Below are 17,576 nucleotides of genomic sequence, written 5' to 3' on the forward strand. Positions count from 1 at the left end.
CCTGAGTGGTTTGCAGATGATGGTGGTGCTCGACGGCACCGTCGCGAACCTCGCGCTGGCGCCATTGCAGGCCGACCTCGGGCTGAGCGACAGCGGCCGCAACTGGGTGTTGACCTCCTACGCGCTGGCGTTTGGTGGGCTCATGCTCCTCGGTGGTCGGCTCGGCGACGCTTTCGGACGCAAGAAGATGTTCATCGTGGGAGTCTCGCTGTTCACGGTGGCGTCGTTGCTCTGTGGACTCGCCCTGAACGAGGGCATGTTGATCGCAGCGCGGGCGCTTCAAGGTGTCGGCGCAGCCGTGGCGTCGCCCACCGCCTTCGCCCTTGTTGCCACGACTTTCGCCGCGGGTCCGGCTCGTAATCAGGCCATCGCGATTTTTGCCGCCATGACGGGCGTCGGATCGATCGCCGGTCTGATCATCGGCGGCGCATTGACCGAGGTGTCATGGCGACTGATCTTCCTCATCAACGTCCCGATCGGCATCGCGCTCGTCGGCATGGCGTTCCGCGCCCTTCGCGAGACGAATCAGACGCGTCTGGCTTTGGATGTCCCCGGCGCGATCCTCGCGACCCTCGGTTGTACTGGTGTTGTTTTTGCTCTCACCGAAGGCCCGGAAATGGGATGGGGGAGTATCGCCGTCATCGGTGCATTGGCGGCCGGATTGGTCGCCCTCGCCGCCTTCCTCTTCGTCGAGCGAACTGCGGACAACCCGCTCTTGCCCTTCTCGTTGTTCGCCGATCGCAACCGTGTCGCGACGTTCCTCGCCATCTTCTTCGTCGGTGGCGCGATGTTCAGCATGACGGCCTTCGTCGCACTGTTCGTGCAGGACATCATGCAGTATTCGCCGTTGCGTGCCGGTATCGCGTTCATTCCGTTCGCGTTCGGATTGGGCGCCGCCGCGTCGGTTGCTTCCAAGCTCGCCGTGAAGGTTCAACCCCGTTGGCTGGTCCTCACCGGCGTCGTGATCATGATCGTCGGACTGTTATACGGCTCTACTCTCGATTCCGACTCCACCTACCTGGCCAACTTGTTCGTGCCCGTGATCGGGATCGGATTCGGTATCGGCCTCGCGATGGTGCCCTTGCCACTGTGCGCGATCGCCGGTGTCCCGGAGACCGAGATCGGCCCGCTGACGGCCATCGCTCAGGTTGCCCAGACGCTCGGTGGACCACTGGCACTGTCGGTGATCGGTGCGATGGCGACGTCGAAGACACTCTCTCTCGGCGGCACTTCGGGCAAGGCAGCGGACATGAATCCGGCGCAATTGATCGCACTCGGAGAGGGATACACCTTCGCGCTCGTGGGCTGCGCGGTCTGCGCGGTGTTCGCCGGTATCGCCGCGCTGTGCATCAGGTTCACACCTTCTCAGGTAGCCCAGGCACAGGCTGCGGAGAAGGCCGCTCAGGGAATCGCCTGATCAGTCCTGTTTTTCCGCTTCGCTAGCCGATACGATCGTTGCAGGACGTGCCGAGAGTCTCGACGGATCGGGGTGCCGTGATGCGGATCGCGGACATATTGCGAAACAAGGGCAACAGCATCGTCACGATCGACGCCCACACGACGGTCAACGGGCTGCTGTGCGATCTTGCCCGCCACAACATCGGAGCCATGGTGGTGGTCGACGACGACGCGGTGGTCGGCATCATCTCCGAACGCGATGTCGTTCGACGCCTGCACGAGCGTGGCCCGGACCTTCTCGGGATCCAGGTTTCCGAGGTCATGACCGCTCTGATGTACACGTGCGTTCCGGCAGACGCGGTGGACAGCATTGCCGCGATCATGACCGAGCGTCGAATCCGGCATCTGCCGGTGATCGAGGACGGCAACCTCCTCGGCATCGTCAGTATCGGTGACGTGGTGAAGAGCCGCATCGACGAGCTCAAGAGCGAACGCGATCAGCTCGAGTCGTACATCGATCAGGGCTGATCGATAGGTTGTCGCACGGTGACTACTCTCGTGTGATGGCCGCATTCCAGGAATCCACAGCAGACACGGTCACCATCGTGGCTGGCCTCGAGAGCACGTTCGCCGACGAACTCGGCGCTCTGACGGTGCCGTGGCAAGGTGCTGCCGCGCCCGACCCGCAGTTGCTCGTGCTGAACGAGCAGTTGGCTGCGTCGTTGAGATTGGACGTAGCAGCGCTGCGAAGTGTGGACGGGATCGGCGTACTGTCCGGGTCGACGGTGCCGGTCGGGGCCACACCGGTGGCGATGGCGTATGCGGGTCATCAGTTCGGTGGGTATGCACCAATTCTCGGGGACGGTCGGGCGTTGCTACTCGGTGAACTGTTGACCGGTGACGGTCGGCGAGTGGATCTGCATCTCAAAGGCTCGGGGCGCACGCCGTTCTCTCGGGGCGGTGACGGGTATGCGGTTGTCGGGCCGATGCTGCGCGAATATCTGGTCAGTGAGGCGATGTATGCCCTCGGTGTCCCCACTACACGCGCGCTGTCGGTCGTGGCGACGGGACGGGACGTTCGCCGCAACGGCGCAGAACCCGGTGCCGTGCTTGCACGGATCGCGTCGAGTCACCTACGCGTTGGGACCTTCGAGTTCGCGGCCCGGCAGGGCGAGGTCTTGCAGCCGCTCACCGACTACGCGATCGCCCGGCACTACCCGGAGCTGACCGAACTTCCGTCAACGGGTACACACAATCGCTATCTGAGGTTCCTCGAGGCGGTCGTCGAGGCGCAGGCGTCACTGGTGGCGAGGTGGATGCTCATCGGTTTCGTGCACGGGGTCATGAACACCGACAACACCACAATTTCGGGAGAGACCATCGATTACGGTCCGTGCGCCTTCCTCGACGCATTCGATCCGGCGGCAGTGTTCAGCTCGATCGACCACGGGGGCCGCTATGCGTTCGGCAATCAGCCCGCTGTACTGAAGTGGAATCTGGCGCGCTTGGCAGAAACACTGTTGCCGCTGATCGATTCCGCACCCGACAATGCGATTTCCGCGGCGTCGGCAGTTCTCGAGACCTTCGACGAGCGCTACGAGGGACACTATGCGGCCGGTCTCGCGGCAAAGATCGGTCTGGCCCAGCCGTTTGTCGATCGGGCGCTCGTCGACGATCTGCTGACGTTGTTGGCGGAACACGGAGCTGATTGGACAGGCAGTTTCCGCGCACTCGCAGACGAATTGCGCGGAAATTCGGCGCCTCTCGACCAACTCGTGCCACGGGAGCACATCGCGCCCTGGTTGCAGCGGTGGCAGGGAGCCCTGACCGAAAACGGACAAGGGGCCGCGGAGACCGCGAGCGCGATGGATCGCGTCAACCCGCTGTACATTCCGCGTAATCATCGGCTCGACGCTGCCCTGCGCGCCGCGACCGACGGCGACCTCGCTCCATTCGAGAAGCTGCTGGAGGTTGTCACGCATCCATTCGACCGACGCGACGAGTGGGCTGACTACACCGAGGCGGCTCCGCGGTCTTTCAGCGAGACGTTCCAAACCTTCTGCGGCACTTGACAGACGAAGCCATCAATCCGTCAGGATGATCAGTTCACGCTCCGACGCGATTTCCACCCGCAGGCCGGCCTTCGACGCCACCCGCGCGACACCCTTGATGTCGGTCGGTTCGGCACGCGAGACCACCAGCGCACGGGCGAGCAGACCCTTGTGGTGCTTGTTGAAGTGACTGACGACAGTGCGGGTGCCGTCCGGCTTCTCGGTGAGGACCGTTGCGATCAGTGCGTCTGGAACCGGTCCGAGGTCTTGGTAGGTGCCGGACCGTAGATCGATGACAAGGCCGTCGGCTTCGGCCGCCAAGGCCTTCGGCAACTCCGGCTTCCACAGTGAGCGGAGCGTGCCCATCCCGGGCAGCTTGGACCCGCCGGAAAGGCGGTAGGCGGGGATCAGATCTCCCGCACGGACTGCACCGAACAGAGCGGAGCCGATCGCGATCCGATCGAGAGCCTTGGCCTTCTGGGCGCGGGTGAACGACTTTGCGTCGAGGGCGTCGAAGAGCACGCCGGTGTAGCGCTGCAGTGCGGGCCGCGTCGCGGACACCCACAGCTTGGCATTGCGCTCCACTTCGTCTGCTTGCGTCGGGCCGAGCCCGAGCGCTTCGCATGACGCCTCGACGTCAGCGGCCAGATCGACCAGCGTCTGAACCAGCAATTCGCGCGTTTCGGTCAACTGGGGCATCGACAGTTCGGCCAGATCGAGGGGCGCATCCTTGCCGCCGTCGGACTTGGTTTCTGAGGGAGGCAGCAGTACAAGCACGCTGTAACCGTACCGAGGCCCGCTCGGCCGACTGCGGCGACTATCCTTACACCTCGTGATTACCCGTCTGTCCCACCTGTTCCTGCGTACCCTGCGTGACGATCCCTCGGACGCCGAAGTTGCCAGCCACAAACTGCTGGTTCGTGCCGGCTACGTGCGTCGTATCGCTCCAGGCGTCTACTCGTGGTTGCCGCTGGGATTGCGGGTGCTGCGCGAGGTAGAGCGTGTCGTTCGTGAAGAAATGAATGCAATTGGCGGACAGGAAATCCTGCTGCCTGCGCTGCTCCCGCGCGATCCCTACGAAGCGTCGAACCGCTGGACCGAGTACGGCCCCAACCTGTTCCGCCTCAAGGACCGCAAGGGCAACGACTACATGCTCGGCCCGACCCACGAGGAGCTCTTTGCTCTGACGGTCAAGGGTGAGTACAACTCCTACAAGGACTTCCCGGTCACCCTGTACCAGGTGCAGACCAAGTACCGCGACGAAGAGCGTCCGCGTGCCGGCATTCTGCGTGGCCGCGAGTTCCTCATGAAGGATTCCTACTCCTTCGACCTGACCGACGAAGGCCTGACGGAGTCGTACCAGGCGCATCGCGGCGCCTACGAGAAGATCTTCACGCGTCTGGGCGTCAAGTACGTCATCGTCTCGGCCACCTCCGGTGCGATGGGCGGCAGCGCGTCCGAGGAGTTCCTTGCCGAGAGCGAGATCGGCGAAGACACCTACGTCCGCTGCCTCGAATCCGGCTACGCCGCCAACGTCGAGGCCGTCAAGACTGTTGTTCCCGATTCGATTCCGTTCGACGGGCTGCCCGAAGCCAAGGTGTACGACACCGCGAACACACCCACCATCGACACCCTGGTGGACTGGGCGAACCGCGCTGATCTCGGCCGTACCGTCACCGCCGCCGACACTCTCAAGAACATCATGGTCAAGACCCGCCTGCCCGGCGGCGAGTGGGAACTGCTCGGTATCGGCATCCCCGGCGACCGTGAGGTCGACGAAAAGCGCCTCGAGGCTTCGCTGGAGCCGGCCGAGTTCGTGATGATCACCGAGACCGACTTCAAGAACAACCCGTTCCTGGCCAAGGGTTATATCGGCCCGAAGGCGCTGCAGGCCAACGGCGTTCGCTACCTTGTCGACCCGCGTGTCGTCGACGGCACCAGCTGGATCACCGGCGCCGACGAAGACGGCAAGCACGTGGTCGGCCTCGTTGCCGGTCGGGACTTCACCCCCGACGGAACCATCGAAGCCGCCGAGGTTCGTGACGGTGACGCCTCTCCGGATGGAGCCGGCACGCTGGTCTCGGCTCGCGGTATCGAGATCGGGCACGTCTTCCAGCTCGGCCGTAAGTACACCGACGTCTTCACCGTCGATGTCCTCGCCGAGAACGGCAAGCCCGTCCGCCCGACCATGGGGTCGTACGGCGTCGGCGTCTCGCGTCTGGTGGCCGTCATTGCCGAGCAGCATCACGACGAAAAGGGCCTGCGCTGGCCTGCCGAGGTTTCACCGGCCGACGTCTACCTCGTCATCGCGAACAAGGACGAGACCGCGCGCGAAGGCGCCGAAGGCCTCGCCGCGCAACTCGACCGTGCCGGACTCGAAGTAATCCTCGACGACCGCAAGGCATCGCCGGGCGTGAAGTTCAAGGACTCCGAGCTGATCGGCGTTCCGCTGATCGTTGTCGTCGGACGCGGTTGGGCCGACGGCAAGGTCGAAATTCGCGACCGCTTCACTGGCGAGAGCCGTGAGATCGACGCCGACTCGGCGATCGAGGAGATCATCAGCGCAGTTCGCGGCTGATTCGAATAGCTGTCCGGGCCGCCGCAGTCACCTTCCGAGGTGTCTGCGGCGGCCCTTCTTTTCTGCCACAATCGTGGCTATGGAACGCGAACCGGATTGGGCAGAAGTCGACGGCTATCTCGTTTCCACGTTGGTAGGTGAAGATCCGGTTCTCGACGCGGCACTCGCCGCCAATTCCGAGGCAGGTCTCCCGCCCATCGACGTGGCGCCGAACCAGGGCAAGCTCCTCAACCTTCTGGCGCGAATGTGCTTGGCGCGCAATGTTCTCGAGATCGGAACGCTCGGCGGATACAGCACGATCTGGCTCGCTCGCGCGGTCGGTCCCTCGGGCCAGGTCATCACGCTGGAATTCGATCCCACCCATGCGGATGTCGCTCGGGCAAATATCGATCGCGCCGAACTGGCTGACCGTGTCGACATCCGCGTCGGGGCCGCGCTCGACAGCCTCCCGTCGATCGCGAAGGAAGAGTTGGGACCTTTCGACTTGGTCTTCATCGACGCCGACAAGGAGAACAACACCGAGTACGTGCGGTGGGCGTTGGCCCTTTCGCATCCCGGAACCGTCATCATCGTGGACAACGTGGTGCGTGGGGGACATGTGTCCAACCCGGATATCGACGACGAGCGCGTCAAAGCGAGTCGAGCGGTGTTGGAGATGATCGCGGCCGAGCCGAAACTCGACGGCACCGCCATTCAAACCGTGGGTTCGAAGGGATGGGACGGGTTTGCCGTTGCAGTAGTGAACGAGTGAGCGCAGACTCGAAGCGGTGAGGATGCTGGGGGCAGCAAAGGCGGCATGGCGATGGGTGCGCAGTGCTCCCGGTACCTACGTCTGGTTGCTGGCCCTGCTGTTCACCACGCTCTTCCTTCGGCATCTGCCCGACAATGTCGAGGAGCGTTTTCTCGGCAAGCGCTCGACCAATCTGCATCACCTGGCCGAAGACCCGCTGCGAGTCCTGTTCTCGAGTGCCTTCTGGCTCGAAGGTGGCGGTTGGTTGGGATACCTGGTTCTCTTCACCATCTTTCATGCAACGGCTGAGCGTTGGCTCGGGACGTGGCGGTGGCTGTGTGTTGTCGTCATCGCCCACGTCGGAGCCACGTACATCAGCGAAGGTGTTCTGTACGAAGGTATTCGGCACGGATACGTGGCGGAGTCGGCGGTCAACACTCTCGACGTGGGTGTGAGCTACGGTCTGGCCGGCATCATGGGGATTCTGGTGTACCGCATCGTCGATCCGTGGCGATACGTCTATCTCGCGGGGTTGCTGCTCTTCTATGGTGTACCTCTGATTTTCGCCACCAATTTCACCGCCATCGGCCACATGTCTGCGTTGTTGCTCGGGTTGGCGTGCTACCCGATCACGCGTGCTCGGGCGGGCACGTGGAATCCGATGGACCTGTGGCATTCGCGAAGAATCGCAGGTCTTCCATGAATCGCACCGCGGAAAGTTACCCGCTGGTAGTTTAGCGTCATCGACGAAAGGTAATGACGTGTCTGGCACCGATGGATTGCTCTTCAACCCCCATACTTACGACCCCGCTCAGTTCGATCCGGAGACCCGCCGTTTGCTGCGAGCCACCATCGAATGGTTCGAGAGCCGCGGTAAGAAGCAACTGCTTCAGGACGACCTCGACGCCGTGTGGGTCTCCGACTTTCTCGAATTCGTCGGCAAGGAGAAGTTGTTCGCGACGTTCCAGACTCCGGCGGCATTCGCCGACGGTGACGAGAACCGTCGTTGGGACGGTGCCCGCAACGCGGCCTTGAGTGAGATCTTCGGTTTTTACGGACTCGCTTACTGGTACGCCTGGCAGGTCACGATCCTCGGACTCGGACCGATCTGGATGAGTGACAACGACGCTGCGAAGAAGCGTGCAGCGCAGGAACTTGCCGACGGTGGTGTCATGGCGTTCGGGCTGTCCGAGCGCGACCACGGCGCCGACGTGTACTCCACCGACATGCTCCTCACTCCCACCGACGGCGACGTCGCCTTCCGCGCGAGCGGCGAGAAGTACTACATCGGAAACGGCAACGTAGCCGGAATGGTGTCTGTGTTCGGGCGTCGTACCGACGTCGAGGGCCCCGAAGGCTACGTGTTCTTTGTCGCCGACAGTGCACATCCGAACTATCAGCTCGTGGACAACGTCCTGCGCGGGCAGATGTATGTCAGCAATTTCCGCCTCGACGATTACCCGGTGCGCGAGGAAGACATTCTGCACACCGGCGTCGCCGCATTCGAGGCCGCGCTCAACACGGTCAACGTCGGAAAGTTCAACCTCTGCACCGGCTCCATCGGCATCACCGAGCATGCGTTCTTCGAGGCAATAACTCACGCGCAGAATCGAATTCTGTACGGCAATCCCGTCACGGATTTTGCCCACGTTCGCGCCGCCTTCGTCGACGCGTACTCACGTCTGATCGCGATGAAGCAGTTCAGTGCGCGGGCGGTCGACTACTTCCGCAGCGCCAGCCTCGAGGACCGTCGCTACCTGCTGTTCAATCCCATGACCAAGGCCAAGGTCACCTCCGAAGGTGAGAAGGTGGTCGGGTTGCTGCACGATGTGATCGCAGCCAAGGGATACGAGAAGTCAACGTACTTCCGCGAGGCAGCGCAGATGATCGGCACGCTGCCCAAGCTCGAGGGCACCGTCCACGTCAACGTCGGCCTGATTCTCAAGTTCTTGCCGAACTATCTGTTCAACTCGGCGCAGTTCCCGGAGATCGTCACGCGCGACGACGCCGCCGACGACGAGTTCTTCTGGAACCAGGGGCCTACCCGCGGGGCTGCGAAGATTCAGTTCCACGAGTGGAAGCCCGTCTACGAGAAGCACTCTTCGATTCCGAACGTCGCCCGTTTTTACGAGCAGGCGATCGCGCTCACCGAATTGCTCACTGCTGCAGCGCCGGACGCGCAGCAGCAGAAGGATCTCGATTTCATGCTCAACGTCGGGCACCTGTTCTCTCTCGTCGTCTACGGTCATCTGATTCTCGAACAGGCCGAGATCAGCGGGCTCGACGCCGACGTTGTCGATCAGATCTTCGACTTCCAGATTCGTGACTTCTCGGGATACGCGATCGCGCTGCACGGAAAGCCGTCGTCGACACCCGAGCAGCAGAAGTGGGCCCTGGCCGCGGTGCGGAAGCCTGTTGTCGACAGTGAACGCTTCGACCGGGTGTGGCAGCAGGTCAAGGCGTACGACGGTGCATACGAGATGCGCGCATGACCGCGCCGGTGACGCGCGAGCAGTTGATGGCCGTCGTGGAGGGATCCCCGAAAGCCGTCGGCGCGCATGACCGCTCGACCTGGGTGGCCCTGTTTGCCGGCGACGGACAGGTCAACGACCCTGTAGGTTCACGTCCGCACAACGGTCAGGCGGCGATCGAGAGTTTCTACGACACGTTCATCGCCCCCAATTCGATCACCTTCCATGTCGAGCGCGACATCGTGTGCGGCCGGACGGTGTGGCGCGATCTGAGCCTCGCTACCGAGATGTCGACCGGAGTCGTTCTCGACGTTCCGATGCACTTGCGCTACGACTTGGTGGGGGAGCCCGATTCCTTGCGGATCGGAACCCTCTACGCGCATTGGGAATTGGCGACGATGTTGAGCCAGCTCGCGACTGCTGGTGTGGCGGGGGTGAAGGCGGCCGCGAAGTTGACGCCGCAGTTGCTCTCGAACCAGGGGATCGGCGGGGCGCTCGGGTTCTCGCGCGGCATCTTCGGCGTCGGAGACAAAGGCAAGAAGGCAGCGTCGCGGTTCCTCGATGCGGCCGCTGTCGGCCGAACGCCGCCGGTACCCGTCGAGCTTCCGGCGGGGACGCAGTTGTCCAACGCTGATGTCAACGCTCTGCTCACCGGCGTGACGAAGAGCAAGATGCTGGTTGCCGGTCGCACCGTGACGGCGAGCGTCATCGTGTGCGGGGAACCGGCCATCGCATTGTTCGGCTTCGAGGCGAGCGGTCATCGACTCAATCGGGTGCGTTTCTTCACCGAGAGCTGACATAGAGCCCTCCACATGCAGGTCAGGCTCGGCGCGCCACTCCGGCGCGCCGAGCCTTCGCTTTTCTGAGAATTGTCAGATCGCCCCGAGATCCGCAGACAGCCAGTGCTGCGGATTCATGTAGATCGCTACCTGTTCGCCCAACTGCGATCGCGCGAATTCGAGATACCCGTCGACCTTGTCCGGAGCCAGGTAACGCCGCGAGACTTCGACCAGCATCTCGTCGGTGCCCGGAACGATCTTGTCGACGGATCCGCTGACGCTGACGTAACGGATTGTCGGATCGAGCCTTTCGGCCATCAACGAGAAATGCCCGGCCGACTCGATGAGTCGTGCCTTTCGCGAATCCTTGCCCGTGAGGATCCATGGTTTGCCACCGGGTGAGTACAGGTACCAGATCGGGACGGTCAACGGACCGCGCTCGGTGCCGTCCGCCACGGACAGCGCCCCGATGTGGGGTTCGGCCAGGAACTGTTCACGCTCATTTTCGGAGAGTGCCATTCCTCGAGATTACCGCGACGTTTGACATGGCGTTGTGACTCCGTACACAATCGATGTGCTCATTATGAACAGGCGTTCGCAATGCGAACACGTTTCGATCCGAACTACTGGATCCCAACCGGTCGCGAACGCCCACAAGCAGTGAATGTCGAGGATCCGATGACCGCACATACGCAGTCGAGTTCAATCACCGGTTCGCCTGGGGCGCGTGCCGCAATGTGGGTAGCACCGTTGTGTTGGATCGCTGTGCTTCTGGACGGATTCGACCTGGTCGTACTCGGCGCGGTCATTCCTTCGCTTCTCGACTACGACGCGTGGGGTTTGAGTACCGGCACGATTACGATGATCTCGACCTTCGGGCTCATCGGCATGACCATCGGCGCCCTCGTCATCGGCACTCTCACCGACGTCATCGGTCGACGCCGCGCGCTGCTGTACGCCGTTGCCGCATTCTCGATTCTGACTCTGTTGTGCGCAATTGCGCCCAATCCGTTCATCTTCGGGCTGCTGCGCTTCTTTGCCGGTGTGGGGCTGGGTGGCGCCCTACCGACGGCATTGGCTCTGGTCAACGAATTCTCGAAGAAACAAGGCGGTGGATCTGCGTCGACCATGCTGATGACCGGCTACCACGTCGGCGCCGTTGCCACCGCAGCGCTGGCGCTCGTCGTGATCGAACCTTTCGGTTGGCGAGCGATGTTCGTTGTCGGCGCACTTCCTGCCGTCGCCCTGATTCCACTCATGTTGCGGTATCTGCCGGAATCCCCGTCGTACCTTCTCGCTCACGGAAAGCGTGCCGAAGCCGAGGAAATCGCTGCCCGTTACGGAGTCGAACTCGAGATTGCGCCCACGTCCGAAGTTGAGCGCGCCGAAGCCGCCAATCCCGTTCGCGCACTGTTCTCTTCGAAGTTCCTGCGCAACAGCATCGCCATCTGGATCACCAGTTTCATGGGCTTGCTGCTCGTCTACGGATTGAACACGTGGCTTCCGACGATCATGCGTGAGGCCGGTTACAACCTCGGGGCGTCGTTGACGTTCCTTCTGATCCTCAATGCCGGCGCCGTCGTCGGGCTGTTGATCGCCGGGGGCGTCGCGAACAAGATCGGCCCGCGGACTGCAGCCATCGTGTGGTTCGCCGGAGCTGCACTGTTCCTGGCGCTTCTGAGTGTGAAGGTGTCGTTCGGAATCTACGTGATGGTCTTCCTCGCCGGATGCTTCGTATTCAGTGCGCAGGTACTGGTCTACGCCTTCACGAGCGCCAATCACCCACCTCAGATTCGCGCGACCGCGCTCGGATGGTCGGCAGGTGTCGGCCGGGTCGGTGCGATCTGTGGCCCGATCCTGGGCGGAGTCCTCCTGGGTGCGGGTTACGCCGTGCCGTGGGGCTTCTACGCTTTCGCGCTCGTCGGACTGCTCGGAGCAATTTCGATCTCCTGCACACGGGTGCGCATCTGAAATACCAGTTTCGCTGGTTGGCGTGCTACTGCTATCGTAAAACATGAGTATGAAGAGTAGCGCTATCGTCGCGCCGCAGGAACCGCTACCGATGCCATCGTCTCGATCCGGTTTGTGGTGGGGCTTGCTCGGTGTGCTGGCGTTCTCGTTCACCGTTCCGCTCACGAGGGTCGCCGTCGCGGATCTCGACCCCCTGTTCGTCGGTGCGGGCCGCGCTGTCGTTGCCGGGGCCCTTGCGATTGTGATGCTGTCGGTTACTCGCGCGACGCTTCCGACGCTTCGGCAGTGGTTTCGCATCGCACTCGTGACTGTTGGTGCGGTACTGGGGTTTTCACTGTTCACCACGTTTGCGTTGCAGACATCGCCGGCGAGTCACGCGGCAGTCGTGATCGGGCTACTCCCCGCTGCGACCGCGGTATTTGCCGTCGTCCGAGGAAAAGAGCGTCCCAGTAAGGGATTCTGGTGGGCAAGCGCCGCCGGCGCGGTATCGGTCGTAGGGTTCGTGGCGATTGCAAACGGCGGACTCGGCTCGTTTCATCTCGCTGATCTTCTTCTGTTCGCCGCGGTGGTGTGTGCAGCGCTGGCATATTCGGAAGGTGCGTTGCTAGCCCGCGAGATCGGGTCGTGGCAGACGATTGCCTGGGCATTGATTCTCGGACTGCCGGTCACGATTGCGTTGACGGTGGCGTCCATGGCCCAGGCTCCGGTCTCTGCCGATGTGAATTCGTGGCTTTCGTTTGCCTACCTGGGATGCGTGAGTATGTTTCTCGGGTTCTTTCCTTGGTACCGGGGTCTGGCGATCGGTCCCATTTCCACTGTGAGCCAAACACAGTTGGTTCAACCGGTGCTCAGCATTGCCTGGTCGGCGCTGATACTCGGTGAGACGTTGTCACCCTCGATCGTGGCCGGCGGTGTCGTCGTCATCGGGTGTGCCTGGCTTGCCCTGAAGGCGCGAGTGGCAGCGCCGCGTGCTGTGCCGGCACGCGACGCGACCACTGCTACTGATGAATCAGAAAAGCGGGCCGCCACCGAAGGCACTGCGGTGTGACGCCGGTTGTTTCCCGTTGGCGTCGGTGATTCCGTACTCGACGGCCGTCTCGGCGGTGATCAGTGTGTGACCGCTGCGCGCGTTCACTTCTGGATCGTTGGCCAATGCAGTGATGACTTGGCCGACGAATTCCGGGGTTTCGGCCTCGGCCAGTGAGAAGCCTTCGAAGCTCTCGATCCCACTCGCCTCCATCCGCTCGTTGCGGATCAACCCGAGCCAGAAGGAAAGTGCGGTGACGCCGGTCCCCTTCAATTCGACAGCCATGTCCGCGGCCATCTTGTCCAAACCTGCCTTCGACATCCCGTACAGCACAGAGTGCAGGTACCCGCGGGTGCCGAACGACGAGATGTTGCCGATCACTCCACTGCCCCGGGGAACCATCAACTTCGCCGCTTCCACCGAAGCAACGTAGTGGGCGCGCAGTCCGATTCCGATCAGCGAATCCCAATCGTCGATCGGCCTCTTCCAGAACGGATCGGCGAAGCCTGCATAACCCGCCGGGTTTGCCCAGACGTTGTTGACCAGAAGATCGAGGCGGCCTGACTGTTCCTCGGCGATGCGTGCAAACAGGTCGACGATCTGTTGATCGTCGGCGTGATCGCACTGCACGGCAATGCCGTGACCACCGCGCTCGGTGATCTCGGCTGCGGTGCGATCGAGTGGGCCGTCGTCGCCGACGGTCCCTCGGGCCGTCACGTACACCGTCCATCCGTCGCTTCCCAGCGCGAGGGCAATGCCCTTGCCGACGCTCCGGCTGGCACCGGTTACGAGCGCAACTTTTCCGTTCGTCGTCATCGCGGCCCACCCAACGAACCCTCGGCGATGTCAGCGTCCGGGGAAAGGGGAGTGGTGATCGACCACGTCTCCGTGAAATGGCATTGACTCATTTTCCACATACCGTCCTCGATCACGTACTTGTCGTCGTATTCGCCGGTCATCAACTTCTCGGTGCGCCCGACGGTGTCGATCTGGCGGAACTGCAGAGCCCATCGCCCCACCGCCGACGTCTCCGAGGTCAGTGTGATGTCGGGATGCAATCCGTGATGCATGTCGAGGACCGCGTACCGGCCGTCGACCTTGCGAAGAGCGATCTTCTCGAAGATGTCCGCCATCGGCCCCGCGTCGTCGAAGGCGCCGAGGCGGCCGTAGTCGATCGACGCTCCGGAACGGATGAAGCTGTTGCGGAACCCAACTGGATCCTTGGCATCACATGCTCGCCAGTAGCCGTGCTTGAGCTTCTTGATTTCCTCGATCTGTTCGAGCGCGTCGAGGCGTTGTGCGAGATCCAACGTCGGTCCTTTTCGTCTGGGTTTCCCGGAGACATGTCGGATCGACTGTAGGGTGTCCTCAGTCACATGTGTGTAGTTTTTCCCAGTGACCGGTCAGGAATCGGTGTCGGTTTCGCTCGAGGATTCGTCGCCGGTGAGCGTGATCGCAGTCGAGTCGCTGAAGACGCTGCCCCAGAGCTCGCCGAGGGCTGGATCTTCTTCGGCGTGTTCGGGCGCCATCATTGCGAGCAGATTGTTGATCAGCATCCCGTTCGCGATGAACAAACGCGCTTGCTCGGGTGTGCAACCGGTGCGCTCGCGCAGCAAGGTGTAGATGCCGGACATGGCGTTCCGGGAGACGGCGGCGACATCATCGGTGCTGGTGGCGAAGCCGTGCAACATGACAAGCAGTAGATCTCGGTCGAGAACCAGCTCGCCGTAGGCGGATCCGAGTTCGGCCCAGAACTGCGGATTGCTCGGATCGATCGTGACCGTATCCAATTTGTCGTTGAAGGTGCGGACGATTTCGTCGAGCGCGCGCGTGAACACTGCGTGGAACAAATCTGCCTTGGTTCCGAACATGCGCACGACGTAGGGCTGCGAGACACCGGCTTCCTTGGCGACGGCGTCCGTACTGGTCCCCGAGTATCCACCCTTTGCGAATGCTCGCGTTGCCGCGGCAAGGACCAACGCGCGACGTTCCGGTGCGCTCATCCTGCGGGTACGTGGTTCAGCTGCACCGATCGACATGTTGACACGTTATCACCGGATAGCTTAGTTTCGACCTAAGTAATCATTCGATGCCTTAAGGCACCTTCACTCGAGGAATCACGATGACCGTTTTGACGAAGTCCGGATCGGACGCCGCATCCGGGTCGGAAAGCAGTGGAGGACGTAAGGTTCCGATCGCGATAGCGATGGTTGCTGCCTCTCTGCCCATGTTCATGGCCACCCTCGACAACCTCGTGATGACGAGCGCGCTGCCGGTGATCGAGAAGGAGCTGAATGCGTCCGTCGGGCAACTTCAGTGGTTCATGAATGCGTACACGCTCTGCTTTGCGACGCTGATGCTTTCGGCGACGACGCTCGGCGATCGGTGGGGGCGCCGCAAGATGTTCGTATTCGGGATCGGGCTGTTCACGGCGGCGTCGATTGCTTCGGCGTTGTCGACGACACCGAGCCTGCTGATCGCGGCCCGAGCTTTTCAGGGCGCCGGCGCTGCCGCGATCATGCCGCTCTCACTCACTCTCCTCGTGGCAGCGGTACCGGAAGCCAAGCGCGCCATGGCAATCGGCGTGTGGGGTGGAGTCTCCGGGCTGGGAATCGCGATGGGTCCGGTTGTCGGTGGAGCAGTAGTCGACGGGTTCTCATGGCAGGGCATCTTCTGGATAAACGTGCCGGTTGCGATCGTCGCTGTTCCTCTCGCGTTGTACGCGCTGCGCGAATCGACCGGTCGCACACAGCCTCTCGACCTTCCCGGTGTCGCACTCGCCGGACTCGGTGTGTTCCTGGCGGTGTGGGGGATCGTTCACGGCAACGACGACGGCTGGGGATCGCTTGGAGTAGTTGCGTCGTTGGTCGGGTCCGCAGTCGCGTTGGCACTGTTCGTTCTTCGCGAGATGAAGACCTCGCATCCGGTGATGCCCCTACGTCTGTTCCGTTCACGCAGCTTCTCGATGGCGAACGTCATCGGCTTGACCTTCTCGATCGGAATCTTCGGGGCGGTGTTCCTGCTCTCGCAGTACCTCCAGATCGTGATGGGCTACAGCCCGTTCCAAGCAGGCCTGCGGACGCTTCCGTGGACGGCAGCGCCGATGATCTTCGCGCCTCTCGCCGGTTTTCTGGCGCCGAAGGTCGGGCTCCGTTCGCTTCTGCTGACCGGTCTGTTGCTCCAGGCCGGAGCATTGTTCTGGTTGGCAGCGTTGATCGGTCCCGACGTGACGTACGAGTCGCTGGTTCCGGCTCTACTGATGGCGGGAATCGGCATGGGCTTGACCTTCGCGCCGAGCTCGACGGCGGTACTCGTCGACATGGACGAGCCTGATCACGGAACGGCCAGTTCGACCAACTCGACGCTTCGCGAGATCGGTGTTGCACTGGGAATCGCGGTTCTCACTGCGGTCTTCCTTGCCGCCGGCGGTGCCCTCACGCCACTCGGTTACGGAGATGCGCTGACACCTGCACTGCGCGTCGGCGGTTGCTTCGTATTGGTTGCGGTTGTCGCGGCGTGGTTCGTGCCCTCGCATCGCAAGGCCTGAGCACTGCTGTGCGCCTTTATTAACCGCCGGGGGTTAATAAAGGCGCACAGCAGTTACGAAGCCGGGTCCCCCGGGAACGCTGAGGTGGCCGGAGCGGTTCCCAGCGCGGACCGCCATCCGGCACCGCGGATAGCCGCATCGGTCAGGCCGTCGATTCCGAATGTGCGGAGTTGGTCGGTATCGACCTGTTCGACGAATGCCCGGTAGGTCACGGCGGTGTCGGATTCGATCTGTGCTGCCAGCTGTGCCGCGGAAACGGCGTCCGTCACCGGAAACGGGACTTCGTAGGCTGCCGCGGCTGTCGGCGGGGTCACGCCCGCGTCGGTCGACAGGGCAACCAGCGCATCACGTCGTGCGCGGTGCGCTGCTGTGTGCGTGGCAACCTCGTTGACACGGGCAGGATTCGAAAACGCGGCAACCACTCCGTAAGCGAAGATCGCGGCATTCTCTGATTCGATTGCGGTCAGCAAGGCAGAACTCTCGGATCGACGGGTGTGCGAAGTGATCACGGAAGCAACACCGCAACCTGAGTCGAGCACGACGCGCTGATCGAACCGAGCAGGCCCGCGCGATAGCCGGACATCGTCCGAGCGAGATCCGCGGCACTGCGCGCCGAATCGGCCAGCGAGGTACTCAAGGTTTCGACGCCCGTAGGAGCGTTTGCGACCGAGGTCGACGGGGGCGCTGTGGTCGCAGAGGCGCCGCTGCCCGCTGCTCGCGCAATCTCGGCGTCGAGTTCGAGTGCATGCGCTGTGCGTTCGGCGCTGATCGTGGTCAGTGATGCCGACTTGTCCGGTGCGAGTGCGATGGCGGCGGTTGCGGCTGCCGCGTCGGAGCGGGCTCGACCGGCCTGAGCCGTCAGCTGGTCGACTTCTGCAGCCGCCTCCGCTGTGCCGTTGTCGGTGCAGGCGGACAACGAGAAGGCAGCAGCGCCCAACGCTGCTGTTCCCGTCATCTTGAGCGCACTCCGCCGGGAGAGTGGGGTAGTAGTCATGGGCGTCAGCACCAGTCCATCGTGCCAGGT

18 protein-coding genes are annotated in these 17,576 nt (G+C 62.6%); 11 read left to right on the forward strand and 7 right to left on the reverse strand.

The window, feature by feature from the left end:
- Positions 1-16: 16 nt before the first annotated feature.
- The 3 genes from P0M12_RS24955 (at position 17) to P0M12_RS24965 (ending at position 3,470) form a co-directional block, all read left to right on the forward strand.
- A complete protein-coding gene (locus tag P0M12_RS24955; RefSeq protein ID WP_277377933.1) occupies positions 17-1,417 on the forward strand; it encodes an MFS transporter in 1,401 nt (466 codons plus the stop codon).
- An 80-nt stretch (positions 1,418-1,497) separates the two neighbouring features.
- Positions 1,498-1,926, forward strand: a complete 429-nt coding sequence (locus P0M12_RS24960; protein ID WP_007735005.1) for a CBS domain-containing protein — start codon at positions 1,498-1,500, stop codon at positions 1,924-1,926.
- 35 nt (positions 1,927-1,961) lie between these two features.
- Complete coding sequence (locus tag P0M12_RS24965) at positions 1,962-3,470, forward strand: protein adenylyltransferase SelO (RefSeq protein ID WP_277377017.1); 1,509 nt, start codon at positions 1,962-1,964, stop codon at positions 3,468-3,470.
- A 12-nt stretch (positions 3,471-3,482) separates the two neighbouring features.
- Here the strand turns inward: P0M12_RS24965 and yaaA are convergent, their stop codons facing one another.
- Complete coding sequence (yaaA, locus tag P0M12_RS24970; RefSeq protein ID WP_007735009.1) at positions 3,483-4,226, reverse strand: peroxide stress protein YaaA; 744 nt, start codon at positions 4,224-4,226, stop codon at positions 3,483-3,485.
- A 55-nt stretch (positions 4,227-4,281) separates the two neighbouring features.
- On the opposite strand from yaaA, the gene P0M12_RS24975 reads away from it, so the two are divergent.
- From P0M12_RS24975 to P0M12_RS24995, 5 genes are all read left to right on the forward strand, one after another.
- Entirely contained in the window at positions 4,282-6,027 is a 1,746-nt protein-coding gene (locus P0M12_RS24975) for a proline--tRNA ligase (protein ID WP_030535623.1), read from the forward strand.
- 79 nt (positions 6,028-6,106) lie between these two features.
- Positions 6,107-6,778: an O-methyltransferase gene (locus P0M12_RS24980; protein WP_030535622.1), complete on the forward strand. Its 672-nt coding sequence runs from the start codon at positions 6,107-6,109 to the stop codon at positions 6,776-6,778.
- 22 nt (positions 6,779-6,800) lie between these two features.
- The gene (locus tag P0M12_RS24985) at positions 6,801-7,460 is read left to right on the forward strand and encodes a rhomboid-like protein (RefSeq protein ID WP_021343988.1); all 660 of its coding nucleotides are present in this window, start codon (positions 6,801-6,803) and stop codon (positions 7,458-7,460) included.
- 58 nt (positions 7,461-7,518) lie between these two features.
- The gene (locus tag P0M12_RS24990) at positions 7,519-9,249 is read left to right on the forward strand and encodes an acyl-CoA dehydrogenase family protein (RefSeq protein ID WP_007735018.1); all 1,731 of its coding nucleotides are present in this window, start codon (positions 7,519-7,521) and stop codon (positions 9,247-9,249) included.
- A complete protein-coding gene (locus P0M12_RS24995; RefSeq protein ID WP_030535621.1) occupies positions 9,246-10,025 on the forward strand; it encodes a ketosteroid isomerase family protein in 780 nt (259 codons plus the stop codon). The genes P0M12_RS24990 and P0M12_RS24995 overlap by 4 nt, the downstream gene beginning before the upstream one ends.
- Positions 10,026-10,100: 75 nt before the next feature.
- Here the strand turns inward: P0M12_RS24995 and P0M12_RS25000 are convergent, their stop codons facing one another.
- A complete protein-coding gene (locus tag P0M12_RS25000; RefSeq protein WP_003942732.1) occupies positions 10,101-10,526 on the reverse strand; it encodes a pyridoxamine 5'-phosphate oxidase family protein in 426 nt (141 codons plus the stop codon).
- 216 nt (positions 10,527-10,742) lie between these two features.
- On the opposite strand from P0M12_RS25000, the gene P0M12_RS25005 reads away from it, so the two are divergent.
- On the forward strand, positions 10,743-11,978 hold the full coding sequence (locus P0M12_RS25005; protein WP_199267518.1) for an aromatic acid/H+ symport family MFS transporter: 1,236 nt from the start codon (positions 10,743-10,745) through the stop codon (positions 11,976-11,978).
- Between the two features lie 91 nt (positions 11,979-12,069).
- Positions 12,070-13,026, forward strand: a complete 957-nt coding sequence (locus P0M12_RS25010) for a DMT family transporter (RefSeq protein ID WP_030535619.1) — start codon at positions 12,070-12,072, stop codon at positions 13,024-13,026.
- Here P0M12_RS25010 and P0M12_RS25015 read toward each other — a convergent pair.
- The 3 genes from P0M12_RS25015 to P0M12_RS25025 all read right to left on the reverse strand — a co-directional run bounded on the left by P0M12_RS25015 (position 12,988) and on the right by P0M12_RS25025 (position 15,044).
- The gene (locus tag P0M12_RS25015; protein ID WP_003942723.1) at positions 12,988-13,821 is read right to left on the reverse strand and encodes an SDR family NAD(P)-dependent oxidoreductase; all 834 of its coding nucleotides are present in this window, start codon (positions 13,819-13,821) and stop codon (positions 12,988-12,990) included. The two genes, P0M12_RS25010 and P0M12_RS25015, sit on opposite strands and share 39 nt — an antisense overlap.
- The gene (locus P0M12_RS25020; RefSeq protein ID WP_007735030.1) at positions 13,818-14,315 is read right to left on the reverse strand and encodes a nuclear transport factor 2 family protein; all 498 of its coding nucleotides are present in this window, start codon (positions 14,313-14,315) and stop codon (positions 13,818-13,820) included. Before P0M12_RS25020 ends, P0M12_RS25015 begins: the two co-directional genes overlap by 4 nt.
- A gap of 93 nt (positions 14,316-14,408) precedes the next feature.
- A complete protein-coding gene (locus P0M12_RS25025) occupies positions 14,409-15,044 on the reverse strand; it encodes a helix-turn-helix domain-containing protein (protein ID WP_003942694.1) in 636 nt (211 codons plus the stop codon).
- An 83-nt stretch (positions 15,045-15,127) separates the two neighbouring features.
- Between P0M12_RS25025 and P0M12_RS25030 the strand changes: the two genes are divergently transcribed.
- Entirely contained in the window at positions 15,128-16,552 is a 1,425-nt protein-coding gene (locus tag P0M12_RS25030) for an MFS transporter (protein ID WP_030535618.1), read from the forward strand.
- Between the two features lie 53 nt (positions 16,553-16,605).
- Here P0M12_RS25030 and P0M12_RS25035 read toward each other — a convergent pair whose 3' ends face one another.
- Together P0M12_RS25035 and P0M12_RS25040 are read right to left on the reverse strand one after the other, a co-directional pair.
- Complete coding sequence (locus P0M12_RS25035; RefSeq protein ID WP_080712695.1) at positions 16,606-17,061, reverse strand: ferritin-like domain-containing protein; 456 nt, start codon at positions 17,059-17,061, stop codon at positions 16,606-16,608.
- Positions 17,058-17,507, reverse strand: coding sequence for a hypothetical protein (locus tag P0M12_RS25040; RefSeq protein WP_030535616.1), 450 nt, complete (start codon positions 17,505-17,507; stop codon positions 17,058-17,060). Before P0M12_RS25040 ends, P0M12_RS25035 begins: the two co-directional genes overlap by 4 nt.
- Positions 17,508-17,576 lie beyond the last annotated feature (69 nt).

Origin of the sequence: Rhodococcus sp. RCBS9 (assembly GCF_029457415.1) — a bacterium.
GTDB classification, from domain to species: domain Bacteria; phylum Actinomycetota; class Actinomycetes; order Mycobacteriales; family Mycobacteriaceae; genus Rhodococcus_F; species Rhodococcus_F qingshengii.

Coding starts and splice junctions, on each gene's coding strand:
- P0M12_RS24955 (WP_277377933.1), top strand. CDS start 17: ATGATGGTGGTGCTCGACGGCACCGTCGCGAACCTCGCGCTGGCGCCA.
- P0M12_RS24960 (WP_007735005.1), top strand. CDS start 1,498: ATGCGGATCGCGGACATATTGCGAAACAAGGGCAACAGCATCGTCACG.
- P0M12_RS24965 (WP_277377017.1), top strand. CDS start 1,962: ATGGCCGCATTCCAGGAATCCACAGCAGACACGGTCACCATCGTGGCT.
- P0M12_RS24980 (WP_030535622.1), top strand. CDS start 6,107: ATGGAACGCGAACCGGATTGGGCAGAAGTCGACGGCTATCTCGTTTCC.
- P0M12_RS24985 (WP_021343988.1), top strand. CDS start 6,801: ATGCTGGGGGCAGCAAAGGCGGCATGGCGATGGGTGCGCAGTGCTCCC.
- P0M12_RS24995 (WP_030535621.1), top strand. CDS start 9,246: ATGACCGCGCCGGTGACGCGCGAGCAGTTGATGGCCGTCGTGGAGGGA.
- P0M12_RS25000 (WP_003942732.1), bottom strand. CDS start 10,526: ATGGCACTCTCCGAAAATGAGCGTGAACAGTTCCTGGCCGAACCCCAC.
- P0M12_RS25005 (WP_199267518.1), top strand. CDS start 10,743: ATGTGGGTAGCACCGTTGTGTTGGATCGCTGTGCTTCTGGACGGATTC.
- P0M12_RS25010 (WP_030535619.1), top strand. CDS start 12,070: ATGCCATCGTCTCGATCCGGTTTGTGGTGGGGCTTGCTCGGTGTGCTG.
- P0M12_RS25015 (WP_003942723.1), bottom strand. CDS start 13,821: ATGACGACGAACGGAAAAGTTGCGCTCGTAACCGGTGCCAGCCGGAGC.
- P0M12_RS25025 (WP_003942694.1), bottom strand. CDS start 15,044: ATGTCGATCGGTGCAGCTGAACCACGTACCCGCAGGATGAGCGCACCG.
- P0M12_RS25030 (WP_030535618.1), top strand. CDS start 15,128: ATGACCGTTTTGACGAAGTCCGGATCGGACGCCGCATCCGGGTCGGAA.
- P0M12_RS25040 (WP_030535616.1), bottom strand. CDS start 17,507: ATGACGGGAACAGCAGCGTTGGGCGCTGCTGCCTTCTCGTTGTCCGCC.